At 64.8% G+C, this 25,031-nt stretch carries 23 protein-coding genes and 1 pseudogene; 13 read left to right on the top strand and 11 right to left on the bottom strand.

Annotated features, from left to right (window positions below):
- Positions 1-117 precede the first annotated feature (117 nt).
- On the top strand, positions 118-603 hold the full coding sequence (locus BVU17_11250; GenBank protein AUG48067.1) for a hypothetical protein: 486 nt from the start codon (positions 118-120) through the stop codon (positions 601-603).
- A 183-nt stretch (positions 604-786) separates the two neighbouring features.
- Positions 787-1,548 (top strand): hypothetical protein, encoded by a 762-nt coding sequence (locus BVU17_11245; GenBank protein ID AUG48066.1) that lies wholly within the window; start codon positions 787-789, stop codon positions 1,546-1,548.
- An 18-nt stretch (positions 1,549-1,566) separates the two neighbouring features.
- Here BVU17_11245 and BVU17_11240 read toward each other — a convergent pair whose 3' ends face one another.
- The 4 genes and pseudogenes from BVU17_11240 to BVU17_11225 all read right to left on the bottom strand — a co-directional run bounded on the left by BVU17_11240 (position 1,567) and on the right by BVU17_11225 (position 4,473).
- Positions 1,567-2,217, bottom strand: coding sequence for an alkanonic acid methyltransferase (locus tag BVU17_11240; GenBank protein AUG48065.1), 651 nt, complete (start codon positions 2,215-2,217; stop codon positions 1,567-1,569).
- On the bottom strand, positions 2,214-3,110 hold the full coding sequence (locus BVU17_11235; protein AUG48064.1) for a DNA-binding protein: 897 nt from the start codon (positions 3,108-3,110) through the stop codon (positions 2,214-2,216). Before BVU17_11235 ends, BVU17_11240 begins: the two co-directional genes overlap by 4 nt.
- Positions 3,111-3,698 (bottom strand): dCTP deaminase, encoded by a 588-nt coding sequence (locus BVU17_11230; protein AUG48063.1) that lies wholly within the window; start codon positions 3,696-3,698, stop codon positions 3,111-3,113. It abuts the gene before it with no gap.
- Positions 3,699-4,293: 595 nt separating this feature from the next.
- Positions 4,294-4,473, bottom strand: a pseudogene (locus tag BVU17_11225) (hypothetical protein).
- An 882-nt stretch (positions 4,474-5,355) separates the two neighbouring features.
- Between BVU17_11225 and BVU17_11220 the strand changes: the two are divergent.
- The 3 genes from BVU17_11220 (at position 5,356) to BVU17_11210 (ending at position 7,190) form a co-directional block, all read left to right on the top strand.
- Entirely contained in the window at positions 5,356-5,694 is a 339-nt protein-coding gene (locus BVU17_11220; protein ID AUG48062.1) for an aminoacyl-tRNA hydrolase, read from the top strand.
- Positions 5,695-5,763: 69 nt separating this feature from the next.
- Positions 5,764-6,498: a proteasome endopeptidase complex, archaeal, alpha subunit gene (locus BVU17_11215; GenBank protein ID AUG48061.1), complete on the top strand. Its 735-nt coding sequence runs from the start codon at positions 5,764-5,766 to the stop codon at positions 6,496-6,498.
- Positions 6,498-7,190 (top strand): proteasome endopeptidase complex, archaeal, beta subunit, encoded by a 693-nt coding sequence (locus BVU17_11210; protein AUG48060.1) that lies wholly within the window; start codon positions 6,498-6,500, stop codon positions 7,188-7,190. The genes BVU17_11215 and BVU17_11210 overlap by 1 nt, the downstream gene beginning before the upstream one ends.
- Positions 7,191-7,246: 56 nt before the next feature.
- On the opposite strand, the gene BVU17_11205 is transcribed toward BVU17_11210, so the two are convergent.
- The 4 genes from BVU17_11205 to BVU17_11190 form a co-directional block, all read right to left on the bottom strand.
- Positions 7,247-7,642 carry a universal stress protein UspA gene (locus BVU17_11205; protein ID AUG48059.1) on the bottom strand — a complete coding sequence of 132 codons (396 nt, stop codon included), beginning with the start codon at positions 7,640-7,642 and terminating at the stop codon, positions 7,247-7,249.
- Between the two features lie 187 nt (positions 7,643-7,829).
- Positions 7,830-9,338 carry a sodium:proline symporter gene (locus tag BVU17_11200; GenBank protein AUG48058.1) on the bottom strand — a complete coding sequence of 503 codons (1,509 nt, stop codon included), beginning with the start codon at positions 9,336-9,338 and terminating at the stop codon, positions 7,830-7,832.
- Positions 9,339-10,088 (bottom strand): transcriptional regulator, encoded by a 750-nt coding sequence (locus tag BVU17_11195; GenBank protein AUG48057.1) that lies wholly within the window; start codon positions 10,086-10,088, stop codon positions 9,339-9,341. It lies immediately after the preceding gene.
- Positions 10,085-10,744, bottom strand: a complete 660-nt coding sequence (locus BVU17_11190) for a thiaminase II (protein ID AUG48056.1) — start codon at positions 10,742-10,744, stop codon at positions 10,085-10,087. The genes BVU17_11195 and BVU17_11190 overlap by 4 nt, the downstream gene beginning before the upstream one ends.
- 204 nt (positions 10,745-10,948) lie before the next feature.
- Between BVU17_11190 and BVU17_11185 the strand changes: the two genes are divergently transcribed.
- The gene (locus BVU17_11185) at positions 10,949-11,872 is read left to right on the top strand and encodes a transcriptional regulator (GenBank protein ID AUG48055.1); all 924 of its coding nucleotides are present in this window, start codon (positions 10,949-10,951) and stop codon (positions 11,870-11,872) included.
- A 22-nt stretch (positions 11,873-11,894) separates the two neighbouring features.
- Here the strand turns inward: BVU17_11185 and BVU17_11180 are convergent, their stop codons facing one another.
- The gene (locus BVU17_11180) at positions 11,895-12,866 is read right to left on the bottom strand and encodes a 3-phosphoglycerate dehydrogenase (GenBank protein AUG48054.1); all 972 of its coding nucleotides are present in this window, start codon (positions 12,864-12,866) and stop codon (positions 11,895-11,897) included.
- 159 nt (positions 12,867-13,025) lie between these two features.
- Between BVU17_11180 and BVU17_11175 the strand changes: the two genes are divergently transcribed.
- The 6 genes from BVU17_11175 to BVU17_11150 all read left to right on the top strand — a co-directional run bounded on the left by BVU17_11175 (position 13,026) and on the right by BVU17_11150 (position 19,931).
- The gene (locus tag BVU17_11175; GenBank protein ID AUG48053.1) at positions 13,026-14,429 is read left to right on the top strand and encodes a serine--pyruvate aminotransferase; all 1,404 of its coding nucleotides are present in this window, start codon (positions 13,026-13,028) and stop codon (positions 14,427-14,429) included.
- A 77-nt stretch (positions 14,430-14,506) separates the two neighbouring features.
- Entirely contained in the window at positions 14,507-15,856 is a 1,350-nt protein-coding gene (locus tag BVU17_11170; protein AUG48052.1) for an MFS transporter, read from the top strand.
- Positions 15,857-16,137: 281 nt separating this feature from the next.
- The gene (locus BVU17_11165) at positions 16,138-17,520 is read left to right on the top strand and encodes a tRNA pseudouridine(13) synthase TruD (protein AUG48051.1); all 1,383 of its coding nucleotides are present in this window, start codon (positions 16,138-16,140) and stop codon (positions 17,518-17,520) included.
- Between the two features lie 68 nt (positions 17,521-17,588).
- Positions 17,589-18,284, top strand: a complete 696-nt coding sequence (locus tag BVU17_11160; GenBank protein ID AUG48050.1) for a phosphoribosyltransferase — start codon at positions 17,589-17,591, stop codon at positions 18,282-18,284.
- Between the two features lie 395 nt (positions 18,285-18,679).
- Positions 18,680-19,342: a ribonuclease H gene (locus BVU17_11155; protein ID AUG48049.1), complete on the top strand. Its 663-nt coding sequence runs from the start codon at positions 18,680-18,682 to the stop codon at positions 19,340-19,342.
- A gap of 328 nt (positions 19,343-19,670) precedes the next feature.
- Positions 19,671-19,931 (top strand): hypothetical protein, encoded by a 261-nt coding sequence (locus tag BVU17_11150; protein ID AUG48048.1) that lies wholly within the window; start codon positions 19,671-19,673, stop codon positions 19,929-19,931.
- An 86-nt stretch (positions 19,932-20,017) separates the two neighbouring features.
- Here the strand turns inward: BVU17_11150 and BVU17_11145 are convergent, their stop codons facing one another.
- Together BVU17_11145 and BVU17_11140 are read right to left on the bottom strand one after the other, a co-directional pair.
- On the bottom strand, positions 20,018-22,270 hold the full coding sequence (locus BVU17_11145; protein AUG48047.1) for an NADP-dependent malic enzyme: 2,253 nt from the start codon (positions 22,268-22,270) through the stop codon (positions 20,018-20,020).
- 172 nt (positions 22,271-22,442) lie between these two features.
- Positions 22,443-24,356 carry a histidine kinase gene (locus BVU17_11140; GenBank protein ID AUG48046.1) on the bottom strand — a complete coding sequence of 638 codons (1,914 nt, stop codon included), beginning with the start codon at positions 24,354-24,356 and terminating at the stop codon, positions 22,443-22,445.
- A 128-nt stretch (positions 24,357-24,484) separates the two neighbouring features.
- Between BVU17_11140 and BVU17_11135 the strand changes: the two genes are divergently transcribed.
- Complete coding sequence (locus tag BVU17_11135; protein ID AUG48045.1) at positions 24,485-24,973, top strand: cytochrome AA3 biosynthesis protein; 489 nt, start codon at positions 24,485-24,487, stop codon at positions 24,971-24,973.
- Positions 24,974-25,031 lie beyond the last annotated feature (58 nt).

Here is a 25,031-nt window from a genome sequence, read left to right as displayed (position 1 = left end):
TCACTGGTTTTAAAAACCCATCTTTTATACGTTTCAGTAATCCATTCAGGCCATAATATCGCATTAATACAAACAATTATACAACCGTGCGATAGTTATGTTAGTGATTGACAATCAATGCCTGAAGAGATGCAGCGGAGCGACAACCACGGGTCTGACGAGCCAGTCGGCGGCGAGATTGCGGTCCAGCTCTGGAGTCGGCGACCGGTCTGTGGCCCTCGAACGACAGCTATCGACCGGTTCACAGAACTCGCCGCAACGGGAGTTATCGATGACTTCGATATCCAGACGTGGCCCGAGGAAATTCCCGTGTCCCAGCGGAGCGAGCATGGAGAGATGCTTGCGACTGTCGACAGATACGAACAGTGGGCGACCAGACGAGGACTGAGTCTCCGACCGCCCTTTGAGACGCGGACCTCGTCGTTACTCGTCGGCGGCAGTACGGAGGTGCTGCGACTCCCGATGATAGCCGTCGCCGTCTACGCGGACGACGATCTGGTCGGGGTATACCCGTGTACTGACGGGGAAACCACATGGTCGGTCACGGACTGCATCGACGCGCTCACTGCGGACCCGACGGCACTCCCGCACGAACCGAAGTAGTGCTCGCCACTGGAACGTCACAGACTGTCCGTGGCGGTTCTGGCCAGCACTGCGGTAGGTGGCTGTCTCTCACCGGTAGCGCCGCATCGACCCGTTCGCTCTGATTCTTCAGTTCGCCGTCTCAATGCGCGGGGGTCTCCGAGACACAAATGGTATTACCCAACGATACCACTGGCTAATACAATGAAGTCCGTCACGCTGTACCGCGCCCCGACGGCGGTCGTCGACGCCGACGCGATCGCCGACTGGCTCGACGAACGGGTCGAGGCCACTGTCTCCGTCCGGGACCGGTTTCTCTCGTTGCATGGCGACTCGGACCTGGCGGAGTCGTTCGCGGAGGCGCGGGTGCTCTCGCCGTACGATCGCGAGACCGGGAACACGATGCTCGGCATCGTCCGCTACGAGGAGCGAGCCATAGAGTCGCCCGAGCGGGCCGGCGGCGTCATCTACGACGGGCTGGCCGTCCAGCGGGCGCTCCACGAGCGACTCCCCGAGTCCGAGCGGTCGCTGGACCACCTCCACGTCCCGCTGTTGGACCGCGTCGTCGGGACCTGGGGCGACCACGACGGCCGCTGGCACAAGCGCGTGCACGTCCTCGGCCAGCCCGCGGTCGTCTCGGTGCCGGGGCTGTACGAGGCCCCCGCAAAGCCCGAGCAGTACTACAAGGAACAGCAGAAACACGCCCTGCTCTCCGGCGGTACGCCGCCCCGCGAGGTGCTCGAAAACGAGGTCGAGGGGGAGTTTCTCGTCGAGGACGACCCGCGGACGACCGAGGCGCTCAAGGGCTACGTCCTGCAGGCGTACCACTACCTCGACACGGGCGAGGCGTTCTGTGACGAGGAGACCTGTCGGCTCCACAACCCCCACCGCCAGCCCGGCGTCGTCGCTGCACAGCTACGGAAGCCCGAGTTCTGTCCGGCGCACGCTGAACGGTACCGACCGTAGCGGTTCGGCCCGCGCCCGTCAGGGCACAGTCCCGCTCAGCAGGCCGAGGTATCCCCCGGCGAGCGCCTCGTAGCGCCTGTCGACGGTCAGTTCGGTGAGTCGCTCCCGGGCCGCCCGGACCCGCCGCTCGAACGCGCTGGCGTGTGACCGCCGCGACAGCCGCGTCCCCGGCGCTGAGAGCCGGACGAACCCCTCGAACGCGAGGTTCAGCGGCGCGGCGAGGGCGCTGGGACTCCGCTGGAAGTTCAGCAGGGCGACACGGCCGCCGGGGGCGACGCTGTCACACCACGCATCGACCGCTGCCGCGGGATCCTCGAAGATGCCGGCAACGAACGTCGCCAGGACGGCGTCCGCCTCTCGAACAGGCGGTCTGGCGGCGTCGGCTTGCACGTAGTGTACGGTCCCGCCCGTCCGCGCGGCGTGTTCGCGTGCGCGTTCGAGCATCGCCCGCGTCACGTCGACGCCGACGATCCGACCCGACGGGTCGACTCGCTCACGGAGCGCCGGCACGTTCGCCCCCGTGCCACAGCCCATCTCGACGACGGTATCGCCGGGCGCGAGCGCCAGCGCCTCCGCCGTCTTGTCGCGCCATGCCGTCACACCGGGTGCATTCGCTATCCAGTCGTACACCCGCGCCCACCGGCCGTAAAACGACTGCGCGTCGGTCACAGGATTTCGCGGGCCGTTTCAGCGACCGAGACGGCGTCGTCCCCGAGCAGGTACACCACCGGTTCGATACCCATCGCGCCGGTGTGATAGAGCACGTCGACGCCCGGGTCGTCGGCCAGCGCGGCTGCGACGGCTGGTTCGACGCGCTCCTCGGCGTCGAACTCGACGACGGTCCGGCCCGCCTCTCGCAGCGCGGCCACGACGCCGTCGTCGTACCGGACGTTCAACACCGCGCGGGCGTCGCTCCCGGCGGTCCGCGCCGCCAGCAACAGCGTCGCGACGTGTTCGCTGACGCCGAACTCCGGGTCTGCCGGAATCGTTGCCCGCCCTTTCACGTCGAGAATCCGCCCCGGGACGGCGGCCACGTCCTCGATGCTCTCGGCGTCGGGGAGACACTGGACGAGGTTCGACCCCACTGCTGGGATGAGCGTCGCGAACCCGCTGGTGTTTTCCAACACACTGAGTCCGCGCCGCACCGACGCGAGCGTTCGTTCTGCTGCTCGGAGCTGTGAGTCCGGGTCGTGGACGGCGAACTCGTCGTCGTAGTCGCCCAGTTCCGGGACGGCGTCCTCGTGTATCTGCGCCAGCACGCCGCCCTGTTCGAGTTCGCGGATGAACACCTCCGTTTCGACCAGCGCTTGTACCGGACTCATATCGCCGTCAGCCAGCCCGTCGGCCAGCCGCTCGACCAACTCTTCCAGCCCGCGGTGGGCCAGCAAGTCCTCCTGACGCGCCACGTCGCCGTGGACGTACTTCGAGACCGCACTCTGGCTGATTCCCAGCAGGTCGGCGACTTCGGACTGTGTCAGCCCGCGCTCCCTGAGAGCGTCGGCCAGCAGCGAGCGAAACGTCGGCAGGAAGTCGTCGACGACGATCTCCTCGATGAACCGCATCTATTGGTCGCCTCCGAACTCGCGGTCCCCCTGTATCTTGCTGGCCTGCGGTCCGGACTGGCCCTGGTACTTCGAGCCGCGTTCGGCCCCGTACGGGCGGTCGGCGGGTGTCTTGAGTTCCGTGAACGTGAGCTGTGAGATCCGCATACCGGGCGTCAGCGCGACCGGCGCAGTGCCGAGGTTCGACAGTTCGAGCGTGATCTGTCCCTCGTAGCCGGGGTCACAGAGTCCGGCGGTCGCATGCACCACAATCGCCAGCCGGCCCAGCGACGACCGGCCCTCGACGTGGGCGATGAGGTCGTCAGGGATGGCGACGCGCTCGTGTGTCGTCCCCAGCACGAAGTCGCCGGGGTGGAGGATGAACTCCCCGCCCTCCTCGATGATGGTTTCCTCGACGTAGTCTGCGACTTCGTCCTCGGAGTTCGGATGAATACAGGGGATGTTGGCGTGCTGGAACTCCAGGAATTCCCGGCCGAGACGGAGGTCGACGCTGGCGGGCTGAATCTGGATGTCCGGGTCGTCAAGCGGCTCGACGACGAGGTCACCCTGTTCCAGCCGTCGGAGAATATCCGCATCTGAGAGTATCATGAGAGTGGCGTTTGCGGCCGCGGGCCTAAACCTCCCGGTTCCGGCCCACGCTCGACCGCATCGCGGGGTCGGCGCGAGAGCACTCGGTCCGCTACAGCTGCCGTCGTCGGCCGACAACTGTCATACCGAGCAGCGTGGCGCCGAACCCGAACAGCACGAGCGCCGACCGCCGCCCTGCCGACGAACTCGGCCCGCTGGTAGGCTGTGGGATACTGATGGTCAGCGTCCCGGTCTCGCCAGCGGTGAAGTTCCCGCTTGTGACCGTGTGCAGTTCTTGCTGGGGGACTTCAGAGTAGTTGAACGCCCCGGGCAAGGTGAAGGATGCAAGGTGGAGCGTCCGGTTTGGCCCGTCCTCCGGAATGGTGAATTCCACGGTGACCTGCGTCGGGTCGTCCGGGTCGTCGAAACTAAACGACTTGCCGGTGATGGTGACGTTCTGCAGTTGCCCCGGCCTGTTCTGGTGGAGAACGGAGGGGTTCTGTCTGACCCCGTCCTCGGAGTTTCCGAGTGCGGCCATCAGGTCACGGTCGTTCTTGCCGTAATACGGCGGATCAGGCGGTTCTTCGCCCGGTCCGAAGTCTACCTGCCAGTACACCGTGTCTTCCGGCGTCTTCGTGGGCTCCTCTGTGGGTTGTTCGGTTGGTTCTTCAGTGGGTTGTTCGGTTGGTTCTTCAGTGGGTTGTTCGGTTGGTTCTTCAGTGGGTTGTTCGGTTGGTTCTTCAGTGGGTTGTTCGGTTGGTTCTTCAGTGGGCTCCTCAGTTGGTGTCGGTGTCGAGGGCACCGTACAAAAAGCCAGGAAACTAATTCCCTGCTGTGACGTAGCTGTTCCCGATGTTGCCGCCGGGTCCAGTTCGTTGGCTTGGTTTATACTGCTCCCGCCGCCAGACTTGACAACCTCGACATCGACGGGGACTTGCGATGTCCACTCGACTTCAGTTGGTCCTTCGGACGGGCCTCCATCATACGCTCTCACATTGAACGTGACGGCGTCGCTTGCTCCCTTCTCGAAGACGAATCCGAACCCGTCATCGGTCGATTCCCAGTTGTACTTCGCCAACAGGTCCTCGCCCGGGGCACAGGGCTGGGACGGGCTCCGGTCGTCAGTCTGTACCAGAAACGACTGTGCCGATGGAGTGACCTGTCCCAGGCCGACGCCTGCGACGGCGACTGTCGTCCCGACGACGAACAGCGTGATTACGGCCGTGACCGCGATGAATGGGATATCGACACCCCCTGGGTCGTCACTCATCGACAGACTCCCTGGCTGTTGTTCGGCCTGAACTATACAGCCTCCCAGCTACACTGCATTCGATTGGTAATATCGATGACATCGACCATTAGTAACAAGGGGTGTTTTTTCGTTAATACCCAACTTATGCCAGTAAGGCGATACTTCGTTTCGTATCTTGGTCGGGGATGAGATGCCGACTGAAGCTATTACGGCTGACACACGGCGTTGGCCCCGTTAGAAAGACGAGACCCGGCAGTTTGCCAGTGTCGCAAACGCTGATGAGCCAACGGTAATCGATATGTATCTCGGACGCACCAGCCGAAGAATCGTTAGGGATGTGCTCGACCACGGCGTATGTACTCTGTGGTATGTGCAACCGTGGAGGGAGTCCGACGGGAGTTTAAGTACGGGTGGCCATGTAAGCACATGAAGCAGGCTATCGTCGCACGGGCCGACATCGGCATGGGCGAGGGCAAGCTCGCCGCCCAGGTTGCCCACGCCTCGCTGTCGGCTTACGAGGACGCCGGCCCGAAACCCCGGAAAGCCTGGAAGGGCGCGGGCCAGAAGAAAGTCGTCCTGAAAGCCACGAGCGAGTCCGAGCTGTTCGAACTCGCGGACGTGGCCGAGCGCGAAGGCCTGCCGCATGCGGTCGTCCGGGACGCCGGCCGCACACAGCTCGACCCGGGAACCGTCACGGCGCTCGCCGTCGGCCCCGCCGAGGACGAGCTGGTGGACCGCGTCACCGGCGACCTGCCGCTGTTCTGAGGGCAGCGGCCCGCGATACGGTTATATAAGAGCAACCCTAACCTCAGGTGAACAACAACACGATACATCATGCAAGGAAACGAACAACAGGCCTACGACCGCGGGATTACCATCTTCTCCCCGGACGGACGCCTCTATCAGGTCGAGTACGCACGAGAAGCCGTCAAGCGCGGAACCGCCAGCGTCGGGGTCCGTACCGAGGACGGCGTGGTCATCGCCGCCGACCGCCACGCCCGGTCGCCGCTCATCGAGCGCGACAGCATCGAGAAGATCCACGAAATCGACTCCCACGTCGGCGTGGCCAGCGCCGGCCACGTGGCCGACGCGCGCCAGCTCATCGACGTAGCTCGTCGTCAGGCCCAGGTCAACCGCTTGCGCTACGACGAGCCGGCCTCCGTCGAGTCGCTGACGAAGGAGATCACAGACTACATTCAGCAGTACACCCAGACCGGCGGCGCGCGCCCGTTCGGTGTCGCGCTGCTGGTCGCCGGTATCGAGGACGGCCAGCCGCGGCTGTTCGAGACGGACCCGTCGGGGACGCCCTACGAGTGGCAGGCCGTCGCCATCGGCGGCTCGCGCGAGGACATCCAGTCGTTCCTCGAAGACGAGTACGCCGAGGAGATGGACCTCGAAAGCGGCATCGAACTCGCGCTCCGGGCGCTCGCGTCGGTCAACGAGGAAGGCCTCGACGCCACGGGCGTCGACATCGCCACCATCGACGTGGAGACCGAACAGTTCGAGAAGCTCTCGGAGGACGACATCGCCGAGCGCCTCGAAGAGTTCGAACTCGGAGGTGAGAACTGATGTACGACCCCGAGAACCGGCTGACCGACGCCTACGAGCCCGAGGTCGGGACCCTCCCCAACGAGAGCGAGGGCCGCGACGAGGAGAACGTCGTCAAGACCGGGACCACGACCGTCGGCCTCTCGACCGAGGACGGCGTCATCATCGCCACGGACCGGCGCGCGTCGCTCGGCGGCCGTTTCGTCTCGAACAAGCAGGTCACGAAGGTCGAGCAGATTCACCCGACAGCCGCGATGACGCTGGTCGGCAGCGTCGGCGGGGCCCAGTCGTTCATCCGCTCGCTGCGCGCGGAGGCGGACCTCTACGAGGTGCGCCGCGACGAACCGCTCTCGATTCACGCGCTGGCGACGCTCGCGGGCAACTTCGCCCGCGGCGGCCCGTACTTCGCCATCAACCCCATCGTGGGCGGCGTCGACGAAGAGGGCAGCCACGTCTACAGCGTCGACCCGGCCGGCGGCGTGCTGGAAGACGACTACACCGTCACCGGCTCCGGGACGATGGTCGCGACGGGGACCATCGAAGGGCAGTACGACCCCGAGATGACCCTCGACGAGGCGCGCTCGCTTGCCATCCGCGCGGTCAACGCCGCGGCCGAGCGCGACACCGGCTCCGGCAACGGCGTCGTCATCGCCGAAATCACCGACGGGGGCGTCGAAATCGACGCCTTCGACGACTACGAGTCGGCCGAATAGCTCGGCTCCCTCGGTTTTCGGTTTCTTTGCGGTCAGTTGTTCCCGGCAGTTGCTGCTCAGTCTCGTGGCACGACCCGCATCGGGTACTCCGACTGCCGCATGATGTCCTGTGCGACGCTGCCGAAGATGAGCCGGTCGGTCTGACTCCGCTTGCGGACGCCGATAACGAGTTCGTCGGCGTCGACCTCCGCCGCGATGTCGAAGATATCCGTCGCGGGGCTGTTGCCCCGGATTATCTGGTAGGTCTCGACGGACACCTGGTCGCCCAGCCGGTCCGAGACGACTTCGAGCGCGGCCTTCCCGTCGGCGACCGCCGCCGACGACGTGCTGTCGCCGCCGCGCTGTGAGTTGACCGCGTAGACGCTGTCGTCGGGATCGAGGACCCCTTCGAGGTACGAACACAGCGTTTCGCTGACTGTCTCTGAGTTCGTCGCGAGCACGAAGGTCTGCATACGCCGAGGTGCGACCGCCGCCGTTATAAGTATGTTTCTAGTTACCAATCCACATTCTAGCGACGCTCCGTGACGACCAGCCAACAGACCGCCAGAAAGACCGCGAGGACGAGCAGTATCGACCCCCAGACGAGCGCCCCGAAGGCCGTCGAGCCCAGCGCGGCGAGGGGGAGCGCGGCCGTCGCGGTCATCGCTCGGACCCCCCGTCGGCCACCGGGTCGTCGAGCGCTCGGACCTCCCGGCCGAGGTCGTCGAGGTCGGCGTCGGCCCCGCCGAGCAGCGTCGCCGCGGCGGTGAGCGCGGCCGAGACCAGCGTCGCGCCGGCGAAGGCGACCAGGAACGACGGCGCTGGCAGCAGACTTCCGATGCCCGGCACGGCGGCGACGAGGCCACGCAGCGACGGGAAGTACGCGAAGCCGACGACCAGGCCCGCAACTCCCGAGACCATCGCGCCCGGCCCAGTGAGTCGCTCGGTGTAGAGGCCGGCGAGGAACGGCACGAAGACGCCGGCGGCAAGCAGGTCGGCCGTCAGGAACAACTGGAGGACGCTGTACCCCTGTGCGCCGATGAACATCGCGGCGAGGGCGACGGCGACGGTCAGCCCCCGCCCGCCGAGCCAGAGGGTCCGCTGGTCGGGGTCGTCGAGCAGTCGGGCGAGGTCGGCCGTGACGACGCTGGCGATGGCGTTGAACATCGTGTCGGCGGAACTCATCACCAGCAACACGGCGAGGACGACGACGGCGAGGGTCACCCACGCCGGGAACGCCTCCGCGACCACGAGGAAGAAGGCGATGCTGGCGGAGCCGGATTCCGTGAGCCCCAGCCCTGCGGCGGCGATGCCGAACAGTCCGGACAGCAGGAGCATCGGGACGACGACGACGGCGGCGATGCCCATTCCGCGGCGGAGGGTACGCTCGCCGTCGGCGGCGTACACCCGCTGCCAGACGCCTTGGTTCAGCATATTCGCGCCCAGCAGAGCGAACGCGACGTACAGGCCGAACTTCAGGCCGGGACCGAACGTCGGGTCGAGCAGCGTCGGGTCGGCCGACACCACCGTCGCGTGGAATTCGCCCGTGCCACCCAGCGAGAGCAGCGCGCCGCCGAAGCCGACGGCCAGAAGCGGCAGGATGACCAGCGTCTGGACGGTGTCGGTGACGATGCTGGCGAGCAGGCCGCCGTATGTCGTGTAGATGAGGACGAAGCCGCCGATGAGCAACGAAGTCTGCCAGAGGGGTACGTCCGCGACGAGTGCGAGCGCGCCGGCGATGCCAGTCATCTCCGCAGCGAGGAAGATGAACATGTAGAACACCGAGACCAGCAGGACGAGCAGGTACATCCCGGAGCCAAAGCGGGCGTAGGCGAACTCAGTCAGCGAGTGGCCCGCGGGCATCACCTCGCGGATGCGAGCGCCGACCGGAATAAAGAGGACGAGCGGGATCGCGCTGCCGATGGCGTAACCCAGTACGGCGGGCAGCCCACCGAAGGCGGCCCCGGCTTCGGCCGGGCTCAGCAGAATCCAGACGCCCATCATCGACGCGATGACGGTCGCAGCGAGGGTTCCGCTGCCGGCCGAGTCACGAGCAGAGATGTACGTCTCCACTGAGTCGATGCGGCCGCGGGCGGCGAAGAGGCCGACGCCGGTGAACACGAGGACGGTCGCCGCCGTCAGGCCGAGAGCCACGGTCGAGGAGACCATTTACGGGCGCACCTCCCCGTCGGCCGCGCTCTCGTAGGCCGTCTCGAAGAACCGCCGTTCGAGCGCGACCGTGCGGTCGAACAGCGACGCGACGCGTGCCGCTCGCCGCGGGGAGAGCGTCGGGCCGACGGCGTCGAGTTCGCTCCGGAGCCAGTTGACGAAGGCGACGAACGAGTCGACGGCGTGGAGGTCCACCCACTCGGCGAAGTAGAAGGGCAGTCCCATCCCGGCGCTGGGCGGGCCGTCCGGGTCGCCGTGGTCCGTAGCGACCGCTGTCGCCCACGACTCGTATATCCACTCTGCCGGGACGAGGACGGCCAGCGTCTCTGCGTACCCGCCTTCCCGTGCGGCGCGGCCGAGCAGGTCGACGAACGCCGCCGTCGTCGGCGTAGGCTCGGGGTCCTGCCGGCGCGACTCGTCGACCCCCAGCGCGGCGAAGGAGCGCTCGAAGTAGTCGTCTTCCTCGTCGGTCACGGTATCGAGGAACTCGACGAGGCGGCGCTTGGCCGCCATGTCCGGAGCCTGTCCGACCGCGTGGCCGAACGTCCCGACGAGTTCGCCGACGAAGGCATAGTCCTGCACCAGGTAGTGTGCGAACGCGTCCTCGTCGAGCGTGCCGGTCCCGAGTTCCTCGACGAATCGGTGGCCGACAGCGTCGTCCCAGTCCGGCTGACTCTGGTCGCGGAGCCACTCGGTGAATCGGGGTTCGTCGGTGCGCTCGGCGTACGCTGAGTACGTCTCGGCTGTCATAGCGCCCACCCTTCTTGCGTGTAGGCCATCTCCCAGAACCGGTGTTCGAGCTTCGCACTCGTCAGAAACGCGTCCTCCATGGCGTCGCGCTGGCCGGGATACCGCTCGCCACAGCGGTCGACGTACGCCCGACACCAGCCCGTCGCCTCGCGGAAGTCATCGCTGGTGTACATCTCGATGAACGGTGTGTACCGGTGTTCGCCGTCAGCCAAATCGGCCATGTGCTCGGCCACGTCGAGATAGCCCTGCATGCAGGGGTACAGCGCAGCAGCAATCTCCGCCTCGTGGCCCTCGTAGGCTGTTCGAACGAGGAAGTTCGTGTACGCCAGACAGGTCGGGGCTTTCTCGGTCGACTCCAGTTCTCGCTCCGAGATACCGTACTCCGACGCGAACTCCCGGTGGAGATCCATCTCGGTATCCAGCACCTGATGGGCGACCCCGAGTAGATGCGTCATCGTCGACTCGTCGTCTGCCGTCGCGCCGGCGAGCGCGAACAGCCGCGCGTAGTCCTGCAGGTACCGGTAGTCCTGTTTCACCCAGTGTTTGAACGCCGACTCGTCGAGCGTCCCGTCGGCCAGTTCGCGGACAAATGGGTGGTCCTTCTGTGCGTCCCAGATGTTCTCGCCGATGTCAAGCAGGTGGTCGCTGAACGCCATTGGTAGCAAATACAACAAACTCCGAGGTAATATATCCTGCTAATACAACTAGGTTGTAAATCCGTAGACGAGCAGTGCGCGCAGTGAGCTACAGGTGCTGCGCGTCTCCGGGCCGGTTTCGCTGCTGGCAATCACGACAACGCAGTCGACCGACAGCGTCCGTAGTCCCAACTGCTAAGCGAACTACGCCCCTCACTTCCGGCAATGACACTGCAGTTACCGAGCGAAATTGTGGTCGAGCGGTTTCTCCCGACGGCCCGGGCGATGCTCGCCACGAGACTCGACGAGGAGGGCTGGACGCAACAGGAGATCGCCGACCAGCTCGGCGTGACACAGGCCGCAGTGAGCAAATACGGCAGCGGCTCGGTCACCATCGAGGAGCGGTTCCGGGACGACGCCCGGATGCAACAGACCATCGAGCGGATCGCTGACGGCCTGGTCGCGGGCGAGATGGACGAGTACGCGGTGCTGAACGAACTGCTCACCCTGGTACGGGAGTTCGAGGACCGGGGTCCCATCTGTGCGGTCCACGAGGAGGAGATGCCGGCGCTGCAGGGGATGGGCTGTGACCTCTGTGTTCGGGGGACAGACACCGCAGTACAGGCGGAACGGGCTGTGCTGTCGTCAGTCCGGCGAGCCACGCGGCTGCTGGCCGACAACGACGCCGTCGTCGACGCCATCCCGAATGTGGGGATGAACGTCGGCATGGCACTGCCGGACGCCGAAGACGCGCTCGACGTGGCGGCAGTTCCCGGTCGGATTCACAACCTTCGAGGGCGGGTCAACGTGCCGTCGAACCCCGAGTTCGGGGCGTCGGAACACGTCGCCCGGACGATACTGACCGCGATGGCGGTCGATCCCTCGTGCCGAGCGGCGCTCAATCTGACGACTGACGAGGCATTTCTCGATGCTGCCCGGGAACACGGTGTCGAGCCGCTGAAGTTCGACGCCGGCTACGAAGACCGTAACGAACGGCTCGAAGCCACCTTCCGCGAACGCGGCGCTGTTCCGCGTGTCATCTACCACAGCGGTGCGTTCGGTATCGAACCGATAACCTACGTTTTCGGTGAGTCGGCGGTCGAAGCTGCTGAACTGATGATCGAACTTCTCGACGCGGCCGACTCCTGAGCGGTTTCGGTCGCCGAACCCGTCAGAACCAGCCGGTCGCGGGGTCGATGGGATTCTCGGGCTCCTCGCCCCGCAGTACCCGGATGACGTCTTCGGCCACGGTCTGTGTCAGTTCGACCCGGGACTCTTCGGAATACCACGCGACGTGGGGACTACAGACAACGCTATCGAGGTCATGAAGCGGTGCGTCTCCGGGCGGTTCTGGCTCGCGCACGTCTAGTCCGGCCCCGCCGAGGTCGCCGCTGACGAGCGCGTCGTACAGCGCCGTTTCGTCGACGAGGCCGCCTCTGGCCGTGTTCACGAGCAGCGCGTCGTCGCGCATCCGGTCGAGCGCGTCCGCGTCGACCATCTCCCGTGTCTCGTCGGTCAGCGGGGCGTGCAGCGAGACGATATCGGAATCGGCCAGCAACGTCTCGAAGGTGACTGACTCGACACCGAGGTCGCCCATCCGGTACTCGGGCACGTACGGGTCGTGGGCGACGACATCGACGTCGAACCCTCGAAGCTTCGCGGCGAAGCGGCTGGCAAGCTTACCGAAGGCAACGAGACCCACGGTACTACCGGCAAGACGGCGCATCGGCTGGCCGACAGTCCACTCCCACTCACCACGCTTGACCGAGCGGTCAAACGTCGGTATCTTCCGCAGGCAAGCCAGCGTGAGCGCGAACGTATGAGTTGACACCTCCTCGACAGAGTAGTCCGGGACATTGACCACCCTCACACCGGCATCGACCGCCGCTCGCACGTCGATGTTGTCCACGCCGATGCCAGCCCGCCCCACCACTTTGAGCGAGTCCCCGGCTTCGACGACCTCGGCTGTGACCTGTGTGCCGGCGTCGACAATTAACGCATCAGCGTCGTTCACTGCGCGCGCGACGGCCGCCGGTTCTTTCGCCGCTGTCGTTTTGACGGTCGCTTCAACCGCATCCAGCACCGCCGCCCGTGTCTCTCCGTCCATCACTTTGGTGTCAGAGACGACAACTTTGTGAGACATACTCTGGCTTGCTCTGCCCCGGAAATAAAATCATCTGTCAGGATCGGTTCAGTCATTGAAACCGCGTCACTGTGGCACTACTGCGCCCCGGTAACCGGCACAGAACTGACAGAATAGTAGCAAACTTTTATGATACATTCGCGAGGAGGTGGCAACAGTATGTCGGCTGGTAACACAGGTGAGACAGCGCTCGAACGTATCGGCTATCGACTCTCTGCGTGGGTGGAACGGTGGATGCCAAGCCCGTTCCTGTTCGCGCTCATCCTCAGCTACGTCGTGTTTCTGGCCGGCGTCGGCCTCACCGGCTCCGGCCCCGTGGAGATGGTCCAGTTCTGGTACGACGGCTTCTGGGCCTTCCTGACGTTCTCGATGCAGATGGTCCTCATCCTGATGACGGGCTTCGTTGTGGCGTACCATCCGCGCGTCAATGCCGGCATCCGCCGGCTGACAGAGCTACCCAGCACCGGAAAGCAGGCGGTCGTCCTCGTCGGACTGTTGACGATGCTGCTTGGCTGGGTCCACTGGGGACTGAGCCTCATCCTCGGCGCGATCTTCGCCCGGGAGATGGGCAAGACCGCCCACGAGAACGACATCAACGTCCACTATCCGGTCCTCTGTGTCGCGGGCTACCTCGGTCTCGGTCTCACCTGGCACTGGGGGCTGTCCGGGTCTGCACCGCTCTTGCTCGCGACGGAGGGCAATGAGTTCATTCAGCAGGGCGTCATTGACGTCGTCGTCTCCGCCTCAGAAACCATCTTCCACCCCTACGGCCTCATTCTGACCGGCCTGTCGATAGCCTACGCGCTCGTCGTCCTCTACGTCATCACGCCGACCGGAGACCAGGCGCGGGGCATCACGCATTACATCCCCGAAGACGACCTGTTCGAATCCGCGAGTGACGGCGGCGTGGAAGCAACCGCAACCACCAATCAGGTCCCGGCCGAGCGCATCAACCACAGTCGCGTTCTCGGCGGGATTATCGGCCTGACCGGCATCGCGCTGGTCGCCTCACAGTTCGTCCAGTCCGGCATCGACGCGCTCGGACTGAACATCGTCAACTTCGGCTTCCTGACGATTGGTATCTTCATTTACATGGACCCACAGACCTACCGGGAGAAGTTCGGCGAGGCGGCGACCGCCGCCTCGGGCATCGTGTTGCTCTTTCCGTTCTTCGCCGGCATTCAGGGCATGATGGCCACCTCCGGGCTGGCGCAGTTGATGGCAAACGCGCTCATCTCGGTCTCGACGCCACAGACGTTCCCGGTCATCGCCTGGCTCACCGGCGCGACGGTCAACATCTTTGCTCCCTCCGGCGGCGGCGAGTGGATCATCCTCGGGCCGCCGATTCTCGAAGCCGCGCAGAACCTCGGGGTCCCGGCCGGTCAGGCGACGATGGCCTACGCCGTCGGCGACGCCCACACGAACCTCCTGAACCCTTTCTGGGCGCTGCCGTTGCTCGCTATCACCCGCATCAAGGCCCGGGAGATGTTCGGCTACGCCATTGCAATGTTGCTCGCGCTGACGCCGTTTCTGGCTGTCGTGCTGTTCGTCCTCCCGTACTGAGACGGCAGCGGCGTGACAGCCGAGGCTGATTGCCTCTTCTTCGAGCGTTAAGTTGTTAGAGAAACTGCACTCCGACAATGGCAACTGAGACGGGAGCCGAGGGGGACGTAGATCTTCTCGACTCCTTTCGGCAGTTCTTCGCGCTGGAGCGGGACGTGCTCGTGCTGTCGCTGTCCATGCTGGCATTCAGCCTCGCGTTCCAGATGACCAGCCGGTACGTCCCCGAGTACATGCGGATTCTGGGGGCCAGTGCCGGCGTCATCGGCCTGTACGGGAGCGTCGGGAACCTCATCAGCGCGGTGTACCCCTACCCCGGCGGCGCGGTGTCTGACCGCATCGGCTCGCGGCTGGCACTGACCGCCTTCGCGACGCTGGCGACGGTCGGCTTCGGTATCTGGTATCTCGCTTCGGTCATCGGCGACATCGCGCTTGGAACGGTGACGCTGCCGGCCTGGACGCTCGTGTTCGTCGGCCTCTTTCTCGCACAGGCTTGGAAGTCCTTCGGGCTGGGTGCGACATTCGCTATCGTCAAGCAGAGCGTCCCGCCGGGGCGACTGGCGATGGGATTTGCCAGCACGGAGATGTTCCGCCGCATCGGCTTCCTGCTCGGACCGCTCGCCGCCGCGGCGCTGCTGGCGACGACTGCGACGTTCGTCGAGGGGTTCCAGCGCGTGCTGGCGGTCGCGCTTGCCTGTGGCGTCGTCGCCACTGTCGCTCAGCACGTCCTCTACGACGCCAGCGAGGACACGCTCGGGAAGTCCTTCGAGGGCATCGACCAGATTCTCGCCGACCTGCGGACGATGCCGGCGACGCTCCGCCCGCTGCTGGTCGCCGATACGCTCGTCCGGTTCGCTAACGGCATGGTGTATGTCTTCTTCGTCATCGTCGTCACCGAGTTCCTCGCTGTGGGGTTCACCGGCTTCGGCGTCCAGTTGCGGCCCGACGCCTTCTTTGGCGTCCTGCTCGGCGTCGAGATGGTCGTCGCTATCCTCTCGATGGCCCCCGTCGCAAAACTCACCGAGTGGGCCGGCCTCAAGCCCGCCGTCGCACTGGGCTTTCTCGTCTACGCCGTCTTTCCACTCTTGCTCATCTTCGCACCGGGTGACCAGTGGGTGCTGGTGCTGTTGTTCGCGTTTTCGGGCCTGCGATTTGCCGGCCTGCCCGCTCACAAGGCGCTCATCGTCGGCCCGGCGAAACAGGATACTGGCGGCCGCGTCACCGGGACGTACTACCTGCTTCGGAATACGCTGGTCATCCCCAGCGCTGCGCTCGGTGGCTGGCTGTACGGCAGTGAGTGGGCCGTCGGCGTCGGTGGCGTGACGCTACGGGCCGGCCCCGAACTCGCCTTCGGCGTCGCTACCGCCGTCGGACTGGCCGGCGTCGCCTACTTCGTCGCCTTCGGTCGGGAGTTCGAAGCCTACGAGTAGTCGGGCTTACCACTCCTCGCGGGGCGGGAACTCCTCGCCACAGCGAGGGCAGTACCGCATCGGTGCGCGGGACTCCTGACCGTCCCTGTCGAACGTTATCTCCCGTCCACAGCTCTCACATGCTAGCTTTGGCATCGTGGTGCTCTCGGGTCGCCTGCACAGCCACGACCTGTGCTAGATAGAGTATGTCCCGTGATAACACTAGGTATCGGCTGAGAGACGGACCCACGCCGAGTCCGCAAACGCCAGCCATAAGCGCCGAGCAACGAACTACTCGACCAATGCGAGACGCCCATCCAATCGAGCGAGCGGTCGGCATGGAGTACTACGTCAGCGACGCCGACGGGGTGGGCGGCCGCCTCCGTGCCGCCCCGGCGGACTTCCGGGTTCGGGAACTGGAGGCGTTCGACACCGAGCCGGTCGACGCCGACACCGGCGCGTACCCGCATCTCGTCTTCCGGGCGGAGCTTCGCAACTGGGAGACCAACGACTTCGCCAGCGAACTCTCCGACCGACTGGGGATCTCCCGCGAGCGGGTGTCGTGGGCGGGGACGAAGGACAAGCGCGCGGTCACGACCCAGCTGTTCTCGGTGAAAGGCGTCGCGGCCGGGGACCTGCCGGATATCGGCGGCACGGACATCGAAGTCGTCGGCCGCGCCGGCCGCCCCATCCTCTTTGGCGACCTGGCTGGCAACGCCTTCGAAATCGTCGTCCGGGACACCGAGAACGCCGACGCCGCCGCGAGCGTCGTGGCGGACCTCCAGGCGTTCGCCGCCGGGGAGGACCCGACTGCGGGCGAGGACCGCTCCAGCGACGCCGCGCTACCGGCCGGCGACACGACGGTCGGCGTGCCCAACTACTTCGGCCAGCAGCGGTTCGGGTCCCGCCGGCCGGTCACCCACGAGGTTGGGCTGGCCATCGCTCGCGGCGAGTGGGAGGATGCGGTTCTCGCCTACGTCGGGAACCCCCACGACCGCGAACCCGAGTCAACCCGGGAAGCCCGCGCGTACGTCGACGAAACTCACGACTGGGCCGGCGCGCTGGACAGGCTGCCCGGCGCGTTGGGCTACGAGCGCTCCATCTGTCACCGCCTGGTCGAGAACGGGGCCGATGAGCCGACGGATTTCCGTGAGGCGCTAGAAGCGCTACCGTCGAACCTCCAGTCGCTGTTCGTCAACGCTGCACAGTCCTACGTGTTCAACCGCATCCTCTCGGAGCGGCTGGAGCGGGGGCTCCCCTTCGACCGGCCGGTCGAGGGCGACGTGGTCTGTTTCCGGGACAGCGACGCGCCCGAGGACTTCCCGATTCCGGACGCCGACCGCACCCAAGAGGTCACGGCAAAGCGGCTCTCGACCGTCGAGCGTCACTGCGAGCGTGGTCGAGCGTTTGTCACCGCGCCGCTGGTCGGGACCGACACCGACCTCGGCGGCGGCGAGCCGGGCGACATCGCCCGCGGGGTCCTCGACGACCTCGGGCTCGAACGCGGCGATTTCGACCTCCCCGGGGCGTTCGACAGCGACGGGACGCGCCGCGCGATACTGCTCCGGACCGACCTCGGCGTCGACCGTACCGGCGACGACCTGACGTTCACCTTCTCGCTGCCGAAGGGGAGCTACGCGACAGTCGTCCTCCGGGAGTTCCGGAAAGGCGACCCGGCAGAGTGAGCAGTCGCTTGTGGCGCAAGTGACGCGGAATATGCAACGGTTAAGTCCGGCCACACACGCCATCTCGTATGGGCGAGCTACCGGACGAGTTTTCGTGTACCATCACCGACTGGGAGTACATCTACGGCCTCTGTCGAGACGTGGCCGACGACGTGAAGGCCGCCGAGTTCGAGCCCGACGTGGTCGTCGCGCTGGCGCGGGGCGGTTGGTTCGGCGGGCGCTGTCTCTGTGACTTCCTCGGGCTGGACGACCTGGCGAGCCTGAAAGTCGAACACTACGTCGGGACCGCGGCGAAAGGCGAGGAGGCACAGATTAAGTACCCGCTGGCCGACGGCGCGGTCGAAGGCAAGGACGTGCTGGTCGTCGACGACATCGCCGACACCGGCCAGTCAATCGAGACAGCCGCCGAGTGCGTCCGCGACCGAAACCCAAGCAGCGTCCGAACGGCGACGCTCCAGTTGCTCCAGACCAGCGACCACGAACCGGAGTTCGTCGGCGAGCGCCTCGACGAGTGGACCTGGGTCGTCTACCCCTGGAACTTCGTCGAGGACATGGTCGAACTCGTCGCGGGCGTGATGGCAAAGAGCGATCAGCAGACCCACACCGAAGATGACATCCGCCGTCTGCTCCGGGAGTACCACGGTGTTAGCCGGACGAATCTGGAAATCGCACAGCCGAACCGCTTGGGCGAGGTCACGACCGAGATGGAACGGCGGGACGTCGTCAAATCGGTCGGTGACGGCTGGCAACTCACCGACGACTGAGCAGGTCAGCCGCGACAGCCCGGCAGGTATCGCTCACGCTCGCTAGTCCCGACGCCCACTGCCGCTAGGTCCAATACACACCGCCGCCGGTCACGATACAAACGCGGTTAACGGCGAGTTCGGCCGTCGTCCCGAACGTACTCTAACGCACTGAGGAACAGTTCTGTGTCGACTCGTTCCTCGGACTCTTCGAGTCGTTCACGAATTTTCGTTGGAGTCATGTGTGTTGGTAACATGGTTCTACACCGGTATAAATCTTTCTCACCTGCTAACACATTCGACGCGAGCGCAGGTCTGACACGGCAGCAGGGCCGCCCGGTGGGCCGCCAAAACCATCACACGGGAACACCCCGTTGAGGGAATATATTTAATACCCTGCTCACCCAACAGAAACCATGGCCGCTTACGGCCGGCCGTCACTTCGAGACCTGTTCGATGAATCACCGACGCCGCACATCGCGCATCCACCGCGGAGTCACCATCGAGACTTCTACATCGCCACAGACGGGTCGTTCAGACCCCACAACGGCACCACATCACCCGACAGCGAGGCAGCTAGCTCGACCGGCGGACTGGGTGTCGTCGTGGAAACTCTCGACGGTGAGCGCGTCGTCAGGCTATCGGTCCCGGACACCTGCCCCGACAACAACGTTGCGGAGTATCGGGCACTCCATCTGGGGCTTGACGTGCTTGCGAGACGGGCTCCGCCCAACGCCCGCGTCGGCTTACTCATCGACCACGACCAGCTCGCTGAGAACGTGAACGCGGAGGTACTGGCCTCTCACGGCTCCGCCTACGACCCACCACACTCCGTGTCGGTCCCGCCGGCGACAGGGCTGCACTGGCGCGGGATTCAGGCACGTATCAACGGGTTCGGCGAGGTCCGCGCCGCACGGATTTCCGGCGACCGCAACCCCGCGCATCCGCTCGCGAACGCGCCCGACCAGTACGCCCACGTCAACGGCGAACCGGACCGGTGTGTCCTCCCCGACGCGCCGACCGTGAACGAACGCGTCCCGCCGCCGTCGCGTGCCGAGCGCGGCGGGGCATCGGACTGACGGCATCCGGTCGGTCCCACCGACCGGCGGCCCCCTGTTCTCTCGAATCGTTGTCGACAGCGCCGCGTCGCCATCTGGTTCTCTCCGGCCCTGCCCCCGAGTTCGGGATACTAACATACGGCGACGATTCTGCGAGATTCGACAGCCACGGTGAGAGCGTGTCGTAGCGAGCGGCTCTAGGGTGCTGTACCGGTCCTGTTTCACAGTAGATTATCTCTATAAGTTATGCAGATAGCGTAGCGAGTGGCCGCGTACGTTCGGGTAACGTCACACAGACCAAATTTTATGTATTAGAAATGAGATAGTATACGGTGGGAGGTGAGCTACGTTGAGTACCAGAACTGACGGACCCGACGGTTTCAGCGGACAGTACGTCGAGCAGCTGTTGCCGCGTCAGTCGCCGACGCGGCACGACCTCGTCCTCGCCGTCATCCCCGCGGTGTTTGTCCTCACACTCGCCGCCGCGGTCGTTCTGGGCCTCTCGTTGCAGGCGGCGATAACCGGCGCGTCGCTCGTCGGCGCCGTGGCGGTCGTCGACGCGCTCTTCCTCCACCCGCCGACCCGCGGCCGACGGCGAGGCGATACGTGACATCGCGTTCCGGCGACAGGCCTGAACGCTATGTTTTTTCGGACGGATGATTCCGACCTAACTCGAAAAAAGCAGTCGCCTGTCCGTTACTCCTGTTGCGCGTCGACGACAGCGACGCCGGCGAGGTTCACGATGTCCTTGACCTCGTCGCCGCGCTGGAGGACGTGGACCGGCTTGTCCATGCCGACGAGCATCGGCCCGATGGCCTCAGCGCCGCCAAGCCGCTGGAGGAGCTTGTAGCCGATGTTCCCGGCTTCGAGGTTGGGGAACACGAGGACGTTCGCGGGGTCGTCGAGTTCCGAGAACTCGTAGGTGTCCTGCAGGATGTCCTCCACGACGGCGGTGTCGGCCTGCATCTCCCCGTCGACCGGGAAGTCGACGCGGTCGTCGTCCTGCAGGCGAGAGACAGCCCGGCGGATCTTCTTCGTCCCGAGGTTGTCGACGCTGCCGAAGTTGGAGTACGACAGCATCGCTGCCCGCGGTTCGACGTTGAACCGGCGGGCCAGTTCCCCCGTGTGGCGGGTGACCTCCTCCAGCACGTCCGCGTCGGGGGCCTGATTCACGGTGGTGTCGGCACAGAAGATGACGCGGTTCTTGAACGTCAGCATGTAGACGCCGGCCGCGTAGTCGGCGTCGTCAGCCGTCCCGATAACCTGGAGCGGCGGGCGCAGCGCCGAGGGATAGTGGTGGGTCAGGCCGGTCAGCATCGCGTCGGCGTCGCCCATCTCGACCATGACGCTGCCGAGGTAGTTCCCGTCCCGAATGAGCTCGTCGGCCTCGCGGCGCGTGACGCCCTTGCGCTGGCGGAGTTCGTACAGCCGGTCGGCGTAGTCGGCCACGTCGGCCGTCTCAGGGTCGACGACGACGGGGTCGAACTCAAGCCCGAACTTCCGGCGCGTGGACTCGATGCGGTCGGCGTCGCCGATGAGTATCGGCTCGGCGATACCCTGTTCGACCAGCTGGTAGGCCGCGCGGATCATCTTCTCGTCGTGGCCCTCGGCGAGCACGACGCGCTGGGGGTCGCTCTTGGCTTTGTTGAGCACGACGCGCATCATCTCGCGGGACTTGCCAAGCCGGGCTTCGAGTTCCTCGACGTAGGCCTCCGTATCGATTTCCGTCCGTGCCGCGCCGCTCTCGATGGCGGCCTCGGCGACCGCGGGCGTCACCTCGAACAGGACCCGCGGGTCCAGCGGTTTCGGAATGATGTAGTCCGGGCCGAATTGCAGCGGCTGGTCGCCGTAAGCCTTGACGACCTCGTCGGGCACATCCTGCTTGGCGAGGTCGGCCAGCGCTCGGGCCGCTGCCACCTTCATTTCCTCGTTGATTTCGGTCGCTCGCACGTCGAGCGCGCCGCGGAAAATAAACGGGAACCCGAGGACGTTGTTGACCTGATTCGGGTAGTCTGAACGACCGGTCGCCATGATAACCGTGTCGTCACGGGCGGACTTGGCAGACTCGTAGTCGATTTCTGGATCCGGGTTCGCCATCGCGAAGATGATGGGGTCGCTGGCCATCGACTGCACCATCTCCTGGTCGACGATGCCGCCGACTGAGAGCCCGACGAACACGTCGGCCCCGTCCATCGCGTCGGCGAGGCCACCCTCCGGAATATCCCGGGCGAACTCCTGTTTGAACCGGTTGAGTTCCTCGTGGGTCGCCCGCTCCTCAGTGATGATACCCGAGGAGTCACACATTGTGATGTTGTCCTTCGAGACGCCCAGAGAGACGTAGAACTTCGCCGAGGCAATCGCGGACGCTCCGGCCCCGGAGAAGACGACCTCTAGGTCCTCCAGTTCCTTCTCGGCGATGTCGGCCGCGTTGACGAGCGCCGCGCCGGAGATGATCGCGGTCCCGTGTTGGTCATCGTGGAACACCGGGATGTCGAGTTTCTCGCTGAGTCGGCGCTCGACTTCGAAACACTCCGGGGCGGCAATGTCTTCCAGGTTGATACCGCCGAAGGTCGGTTCCATCGCCGCCACCGTCTGTATCATCGCCTCAGCGTTGTCCGTGTCCAGTTCCACGTCGAACACGTCGATGTCGGCGAACCGCTTGAACAGCACGCCCTTGCCTTCCATGACCGGCTTCCCGGCCTCCGGACCGATGTCGCCCAGGCCGAGCACGGCGGACCCGTCGGAGACGACGCCGACGAGGTTCCCCTTCGCGGTGTACTCAAAGGCCCGCTCGGGGTCTTCGTCTATCTCCTTACACGGTGCGGCCACGCCGGGCGAGTACGCCAGCGAGAGGTCACGTTGGGTGTTCGTCGGCTTTGTTGTCGCAATCTCTATCTTCCCCGGCGGCTTGCTCCGGTGGTACTCCAGTGCGTCCTCGTCAAGTCCCATACCCGGATGTCGAACCCAACTGTAAAAAAGACAAGTTTACCGTCAACGGACGAGCGGTACAACGACGGTTGTCGAATACCGGCCGGTTGCAGCGGATTTTGCCCCGGTTGTATCCCATCAATTGGAAAATATCCACTGCCGAGACAGCGTCGTGCTGGACCGCCGTTGGCCCTCAGTTCGCGTTCGTGAGTTCGCCGACTCGGTCGGTCAGTTCGGTGACTGCGTCTTCCTGCTGGTCGGTCGCCTCGACGATCTCCTTCGTCGCCGCTTCGGCCTCTCGAGCGTGGTTCTGCGCGTCTTCGACCATCGAAGTCACGTTCTCGATAGCGCTCGCCTGATCGTCGTTGGCGTCGGCGACTTCCTGGATACCACTCGTCGCCTCCTCGACGGCGTCGGAAATCTCGTCCAGCGCATCCAGCGCGTCCTCAATCTCGGACTCCGCACGCTCGACCTGCTCGTGTGATGTCTCGACCATTTCGGCTGTCTCGGTCGCCTGGTCCTGAATCGAAGTAATGCTCGTCGAGATCTCGGAGGCGTATTCGCTTGTCTCGTTCGCGAGCGTTTTCACCTCGTCGGCCACGACAGCGAACCCGCTCCCGCTTTCACCGGCCCGGGCCGCTTCGATGTTGGCGTTCAGCGCGAGCATGTTCGTCTGCTCGGCCACGTCGGCGATTATTTCGACGATCTCGCTCACCTCGTCCATCTGGTCGTCGAGATCAGTGACGGTGTCCACGAGGGCTTCGCTCGTTTCGGCAAGCCCATCGGTGACATCCATGACTGCTTCACCGGCCGCTGAGCCGTCTTCTGCGGCCGCCTTCGCGCGCTGTGCTGCTGACGCCACTTCGCTGGACGTGGCGGCGACCTCCTCCATCCCAGCCCCGATGTCCTGAATGTTGTCGGCCGCTTGAGTGAGGGAGGCGGTCTGTTCGGTAACGCGACTTTCGACGGCCTCTGCGGACGAGTTCGCCTGTTCGATAGTGACCGCGAGTTGCTGTGCCTGCTCGTCCACCTGGTCCGCCAGCTCCTCGACCTGTTCTGCCATATCGTTGAGCGACCCGATGACTTCGTACAGCTGATCGTCGACGTATTCGCCGCCGTCAGTCCGGTCGAACGACGCCCGGGCGTCGAGGCGGCCGTTCTTGAGTGCAGCCATGGTCGATTTGACCTCATCGACTAGGTCCGTCACCGCCTCGTGGCGCTTGGCCTCATCAGTCCGGTCCTGGACCATCTCGACAACCGCGATGAGTTCGTCGTCCTCGTCGTAGATGGGGGCGGCGCTGAACGAGATGTTGCGCTCGTTTCCGTGCTGGTCGGCCATCACGCTCGTATCGCGGTACAGCGTGAAGTCCTCGTCTTCGACCTTTGGCACGTCGTACTTCCTGTGGGTCGTCTCCGGTGCGTCGAGGACCTTGTCGGCGAGGGTCTTCCCGCGTCGACCGTCCGGATAGAACGCCATGCTCGCCATCTCCATCTCCTTTGCTTCGGCCTCGGAGACACCAGTCAGGTTTTCGATCGAACTGTTCCAGCTGCGGATATCACCGTTCGTATCCAGAACAAAGAGCGGCGTCCCGATATGCTGCAGTACGTCGTGGTAGTCGAACCCATCGGTAGCGCTGTTTTCAGCTGTAGCGTCAGTGAAGGCGTCGATACCGGCCTGGGTGACTGACTGTGTTGTTTCCAGCCCTTCGTGAAGCTCTGCCTCGACAGTGTCGATAGCATTCTGTGCATCCGGGCCGAGTTCGTCCCGAAGCTGTTCGAACGCACTTTCGACGAGCGATTCCGTGACAAAGCCCTGGGTGGCGATGAACTCACGCTGGCTTATGCCAGCTGTTTCGTAGTCGTCAATCAGCGCCCGGAGTTCGTCAGGCTCGAGTTCGAACTGCCGCTCGACGTGCTGTGTCCCGATAGCGGCCGTCTCCGGGTCGTCGAAGCGATCAGTGAGGCGTGGCGAGTTCGGGTCAAGGGCGTCGGCCAGAAAGCGAGCTTGTCCGTCACTCGCGACGAATCCGCCGTCCGCCCGTCTGGCCGCAGCGTCCGGAGAACGGGACCGCTGGCCGTAGAGATAGGTGCGGATCTGTTCGAACATAGGGTGGTTATGTTACATTGGCTAACAGCTGTAGATAAAGATGACTCCGAGAGTATCAGTAAAGATAATTGTGCTCGGTGGCCGAGCGCGAAAAGAGAGCATAAGTACGTGCAACCGAAGGTCTAGGTATGACCACCCGTTTCCGCCGACTGGTGGCGACGACGACGGTGCTGACGTTCGCACTCATCCTGCTCGGCGTGTACACCGGTGCTATCGGTGCCGGGCTGACCTGTGAGGCACGCTGGCCGTTCTGTGACGGCTGGATGGGGCTGTTCCCCGCAAACTGGGCGAGTTTCGTCGAGTGGTTCCACCGTTTAGTCGCAATGATCACTGGCTTTGGCATCCTCGGTTCGACGATCGCCGCGTGGCGCGGTGAGTACAGCCGGCGGATCAAGCTTGCGACAGGTGTTGCCACGGTCGTGCTCCCGGTGCAGATTCTCCTTGGCGCGAACACTATCTTCAACTTCGGTGCCACGGCGCAGGTACTCCACCACGGGGCCGCACAGCTTATCTTCGGTGCGATGGTCGCGGCGACGGCGTGGGCCTACACCGATACGGCGGAGTCGCCGTCGGTACAATCGACCGAGACCCAGCACACAGCACGCGCTGACGATTGAACACGTGTCCCACCTCTGTGGGTAACACGTAAGATATATTCCGGTCTGTCGTGTGGTG

Source organism: Haloarcula taiwanensis (assembly GCA_002844335.1).
Lineage (GTDB): Archaea > Halobacteriota > Halobacteria > Halobacteriales > Haloarculaceae > Haloarcula > Haloarcula taiwanensis.
Note: the sequence above shows the minus strand (reverse complement) of the source record. Positions and strands in the feature narration are given on the sequence as shown.

Bases quoted from the DNA above. Each gene is read 5' to 3' on its own strand.
- BVU17_11250 (AUG48067.1), top strand. From the start codon at position 118: ATGCCTGAAGAGATGCAGCGGAGCGACAACCACGGGTCTGACGAGCCA.
- BVU17_11245 (AUG48066.1), top strand. From the start codon at position 787: ATGAAGTCCGTCACGCTGTACCGCGCCCCGACGGCGGTCGTCGACGCC.
- BVU17_11235 (AUG48064.1), bottom strand. From the start codon at position 3,110: ATGCGGTTCATCGAGGAGATCGTCGTCGACGACTTCCTGCCGACGTTT.
- BVU17_11230 (AUG48063.1), bottom strand. From the start codon at position 3,698: ATGATACTCTCAGATGCGGATATTCTCCGACGGCTGGAACAGGGTGAC.
- BVU17_11220 (AUG48062.1), top strand. From the start codon at position 5,356: ATGAAGCAGGCTATCGTCGCACGGGCCGACATCGGCATGGGCGAGGGC.
- BVU17_11215 (AUG48061.1), top strand. From the start codon at position 5,764: ATGCAAGGAAACGAACAACAGGCCTACGACCGCGGGATTACCATCTTC.
- BVU17_11210 (AUG48060.1), top strand. From the start codon at position 6,498: ATGTACGACCCCGAGAACCGGCTGACCGACGCCTACGAGCCCGAGGTC.
- BVU17_11205 (AUG48059.1), bottom strand. From the start codon at position 7,642: ATGCAGACCTTCGTGCTCGCGACGAACTCAGAGACAGTCAGCGAAACG.
- BVU17_11200 (AUG48058.1), bottom strand. From the start codon at position 9,338: ATGGTCTCCTCGACCGTGGCTCTCGGCCTGACGGCGGCGACCGTCCTC.
- BVU17_11195 (AUG48057.1), bottom strand. From the start codon at position 10,088: ATGACAGCCGAGACGTACTCAGCGTACGCCGAGCGCACCGACGAACCC.
- BVU17_11190 (AUG48056.1), bottom strand. From the start codon at position 10,744: ATGGCGTTCAGCGACCACCTGCTTGACATCGGCGAGAACATCTGGGAC.
- BVU17_11185 (AUG48055.1), top strand. From the start codon at position 10,949: ATGACACTGCAGTTACCGAGCGAAATTGTGGTCGAGCGGTTTCTCCCG.
- BVU17_11180 (AUG48054.1), bottom strand. From the start codon at position 12,866: ATGTCTCACAAAGTTGTCGTCTCTGACACCAAAGTGATGGACGGAGAG.
- BVU17_11175 (AUG48053.1), top strand. From the start codon at position 13,026: ATGTCGGCTGGTAACACAGGTGAGACAGCGCTCGAACGTATCGGCTAT.
- BVU17_11170 (AUG48052.1), top strand. From the start codon at position 14,507: ATGGCAACTGAGACGGGAGCCGAGGGGGACGTAGATCTTCTCGACTCC.
- BVU17_11165 (AUG48051.1), top strand. From the start codon at position 16,138: ATGCGAGACGCCCATCCAATCGAGCGAGCGGTCGGCATGGAGTACTAC.
- BVU17_11160 (AUG48050.1), top strand. From the start codon at position 17,589: ATGGGCGAGCTACCGGACGAGTTTTCGTGTACCATCACCGACTGGGAG.
- BVU17_11155 (AUG48049.1), top strand. From the start codon at position 18,680: ATGGCCGCTTACGGCCGGCCGTCACTTCGAGACCTGTTCGATGAATCA.
- BVU17_11145 (AUG48047.1), bottom strand. From the start codon at position 22,270: ATGGGACTTGACGAGGACGCACTGGAGTACCACCGGAGCAAGCCGCCG.
- BVU17_11140 (AUG48046.1), bottom strand. From the start codon at position 24,356: ATGTTCGAACAGATCCGCACCTATCTCTACGGCCAGCGGTCCCGTTCT.
- BVU17_11135 (AUG48045.1), top strand. From the start codon at position 24,485: ATGACCACCCGTTTCCGCCGACTGGTGGCGACGACGACGGTGCTGACG.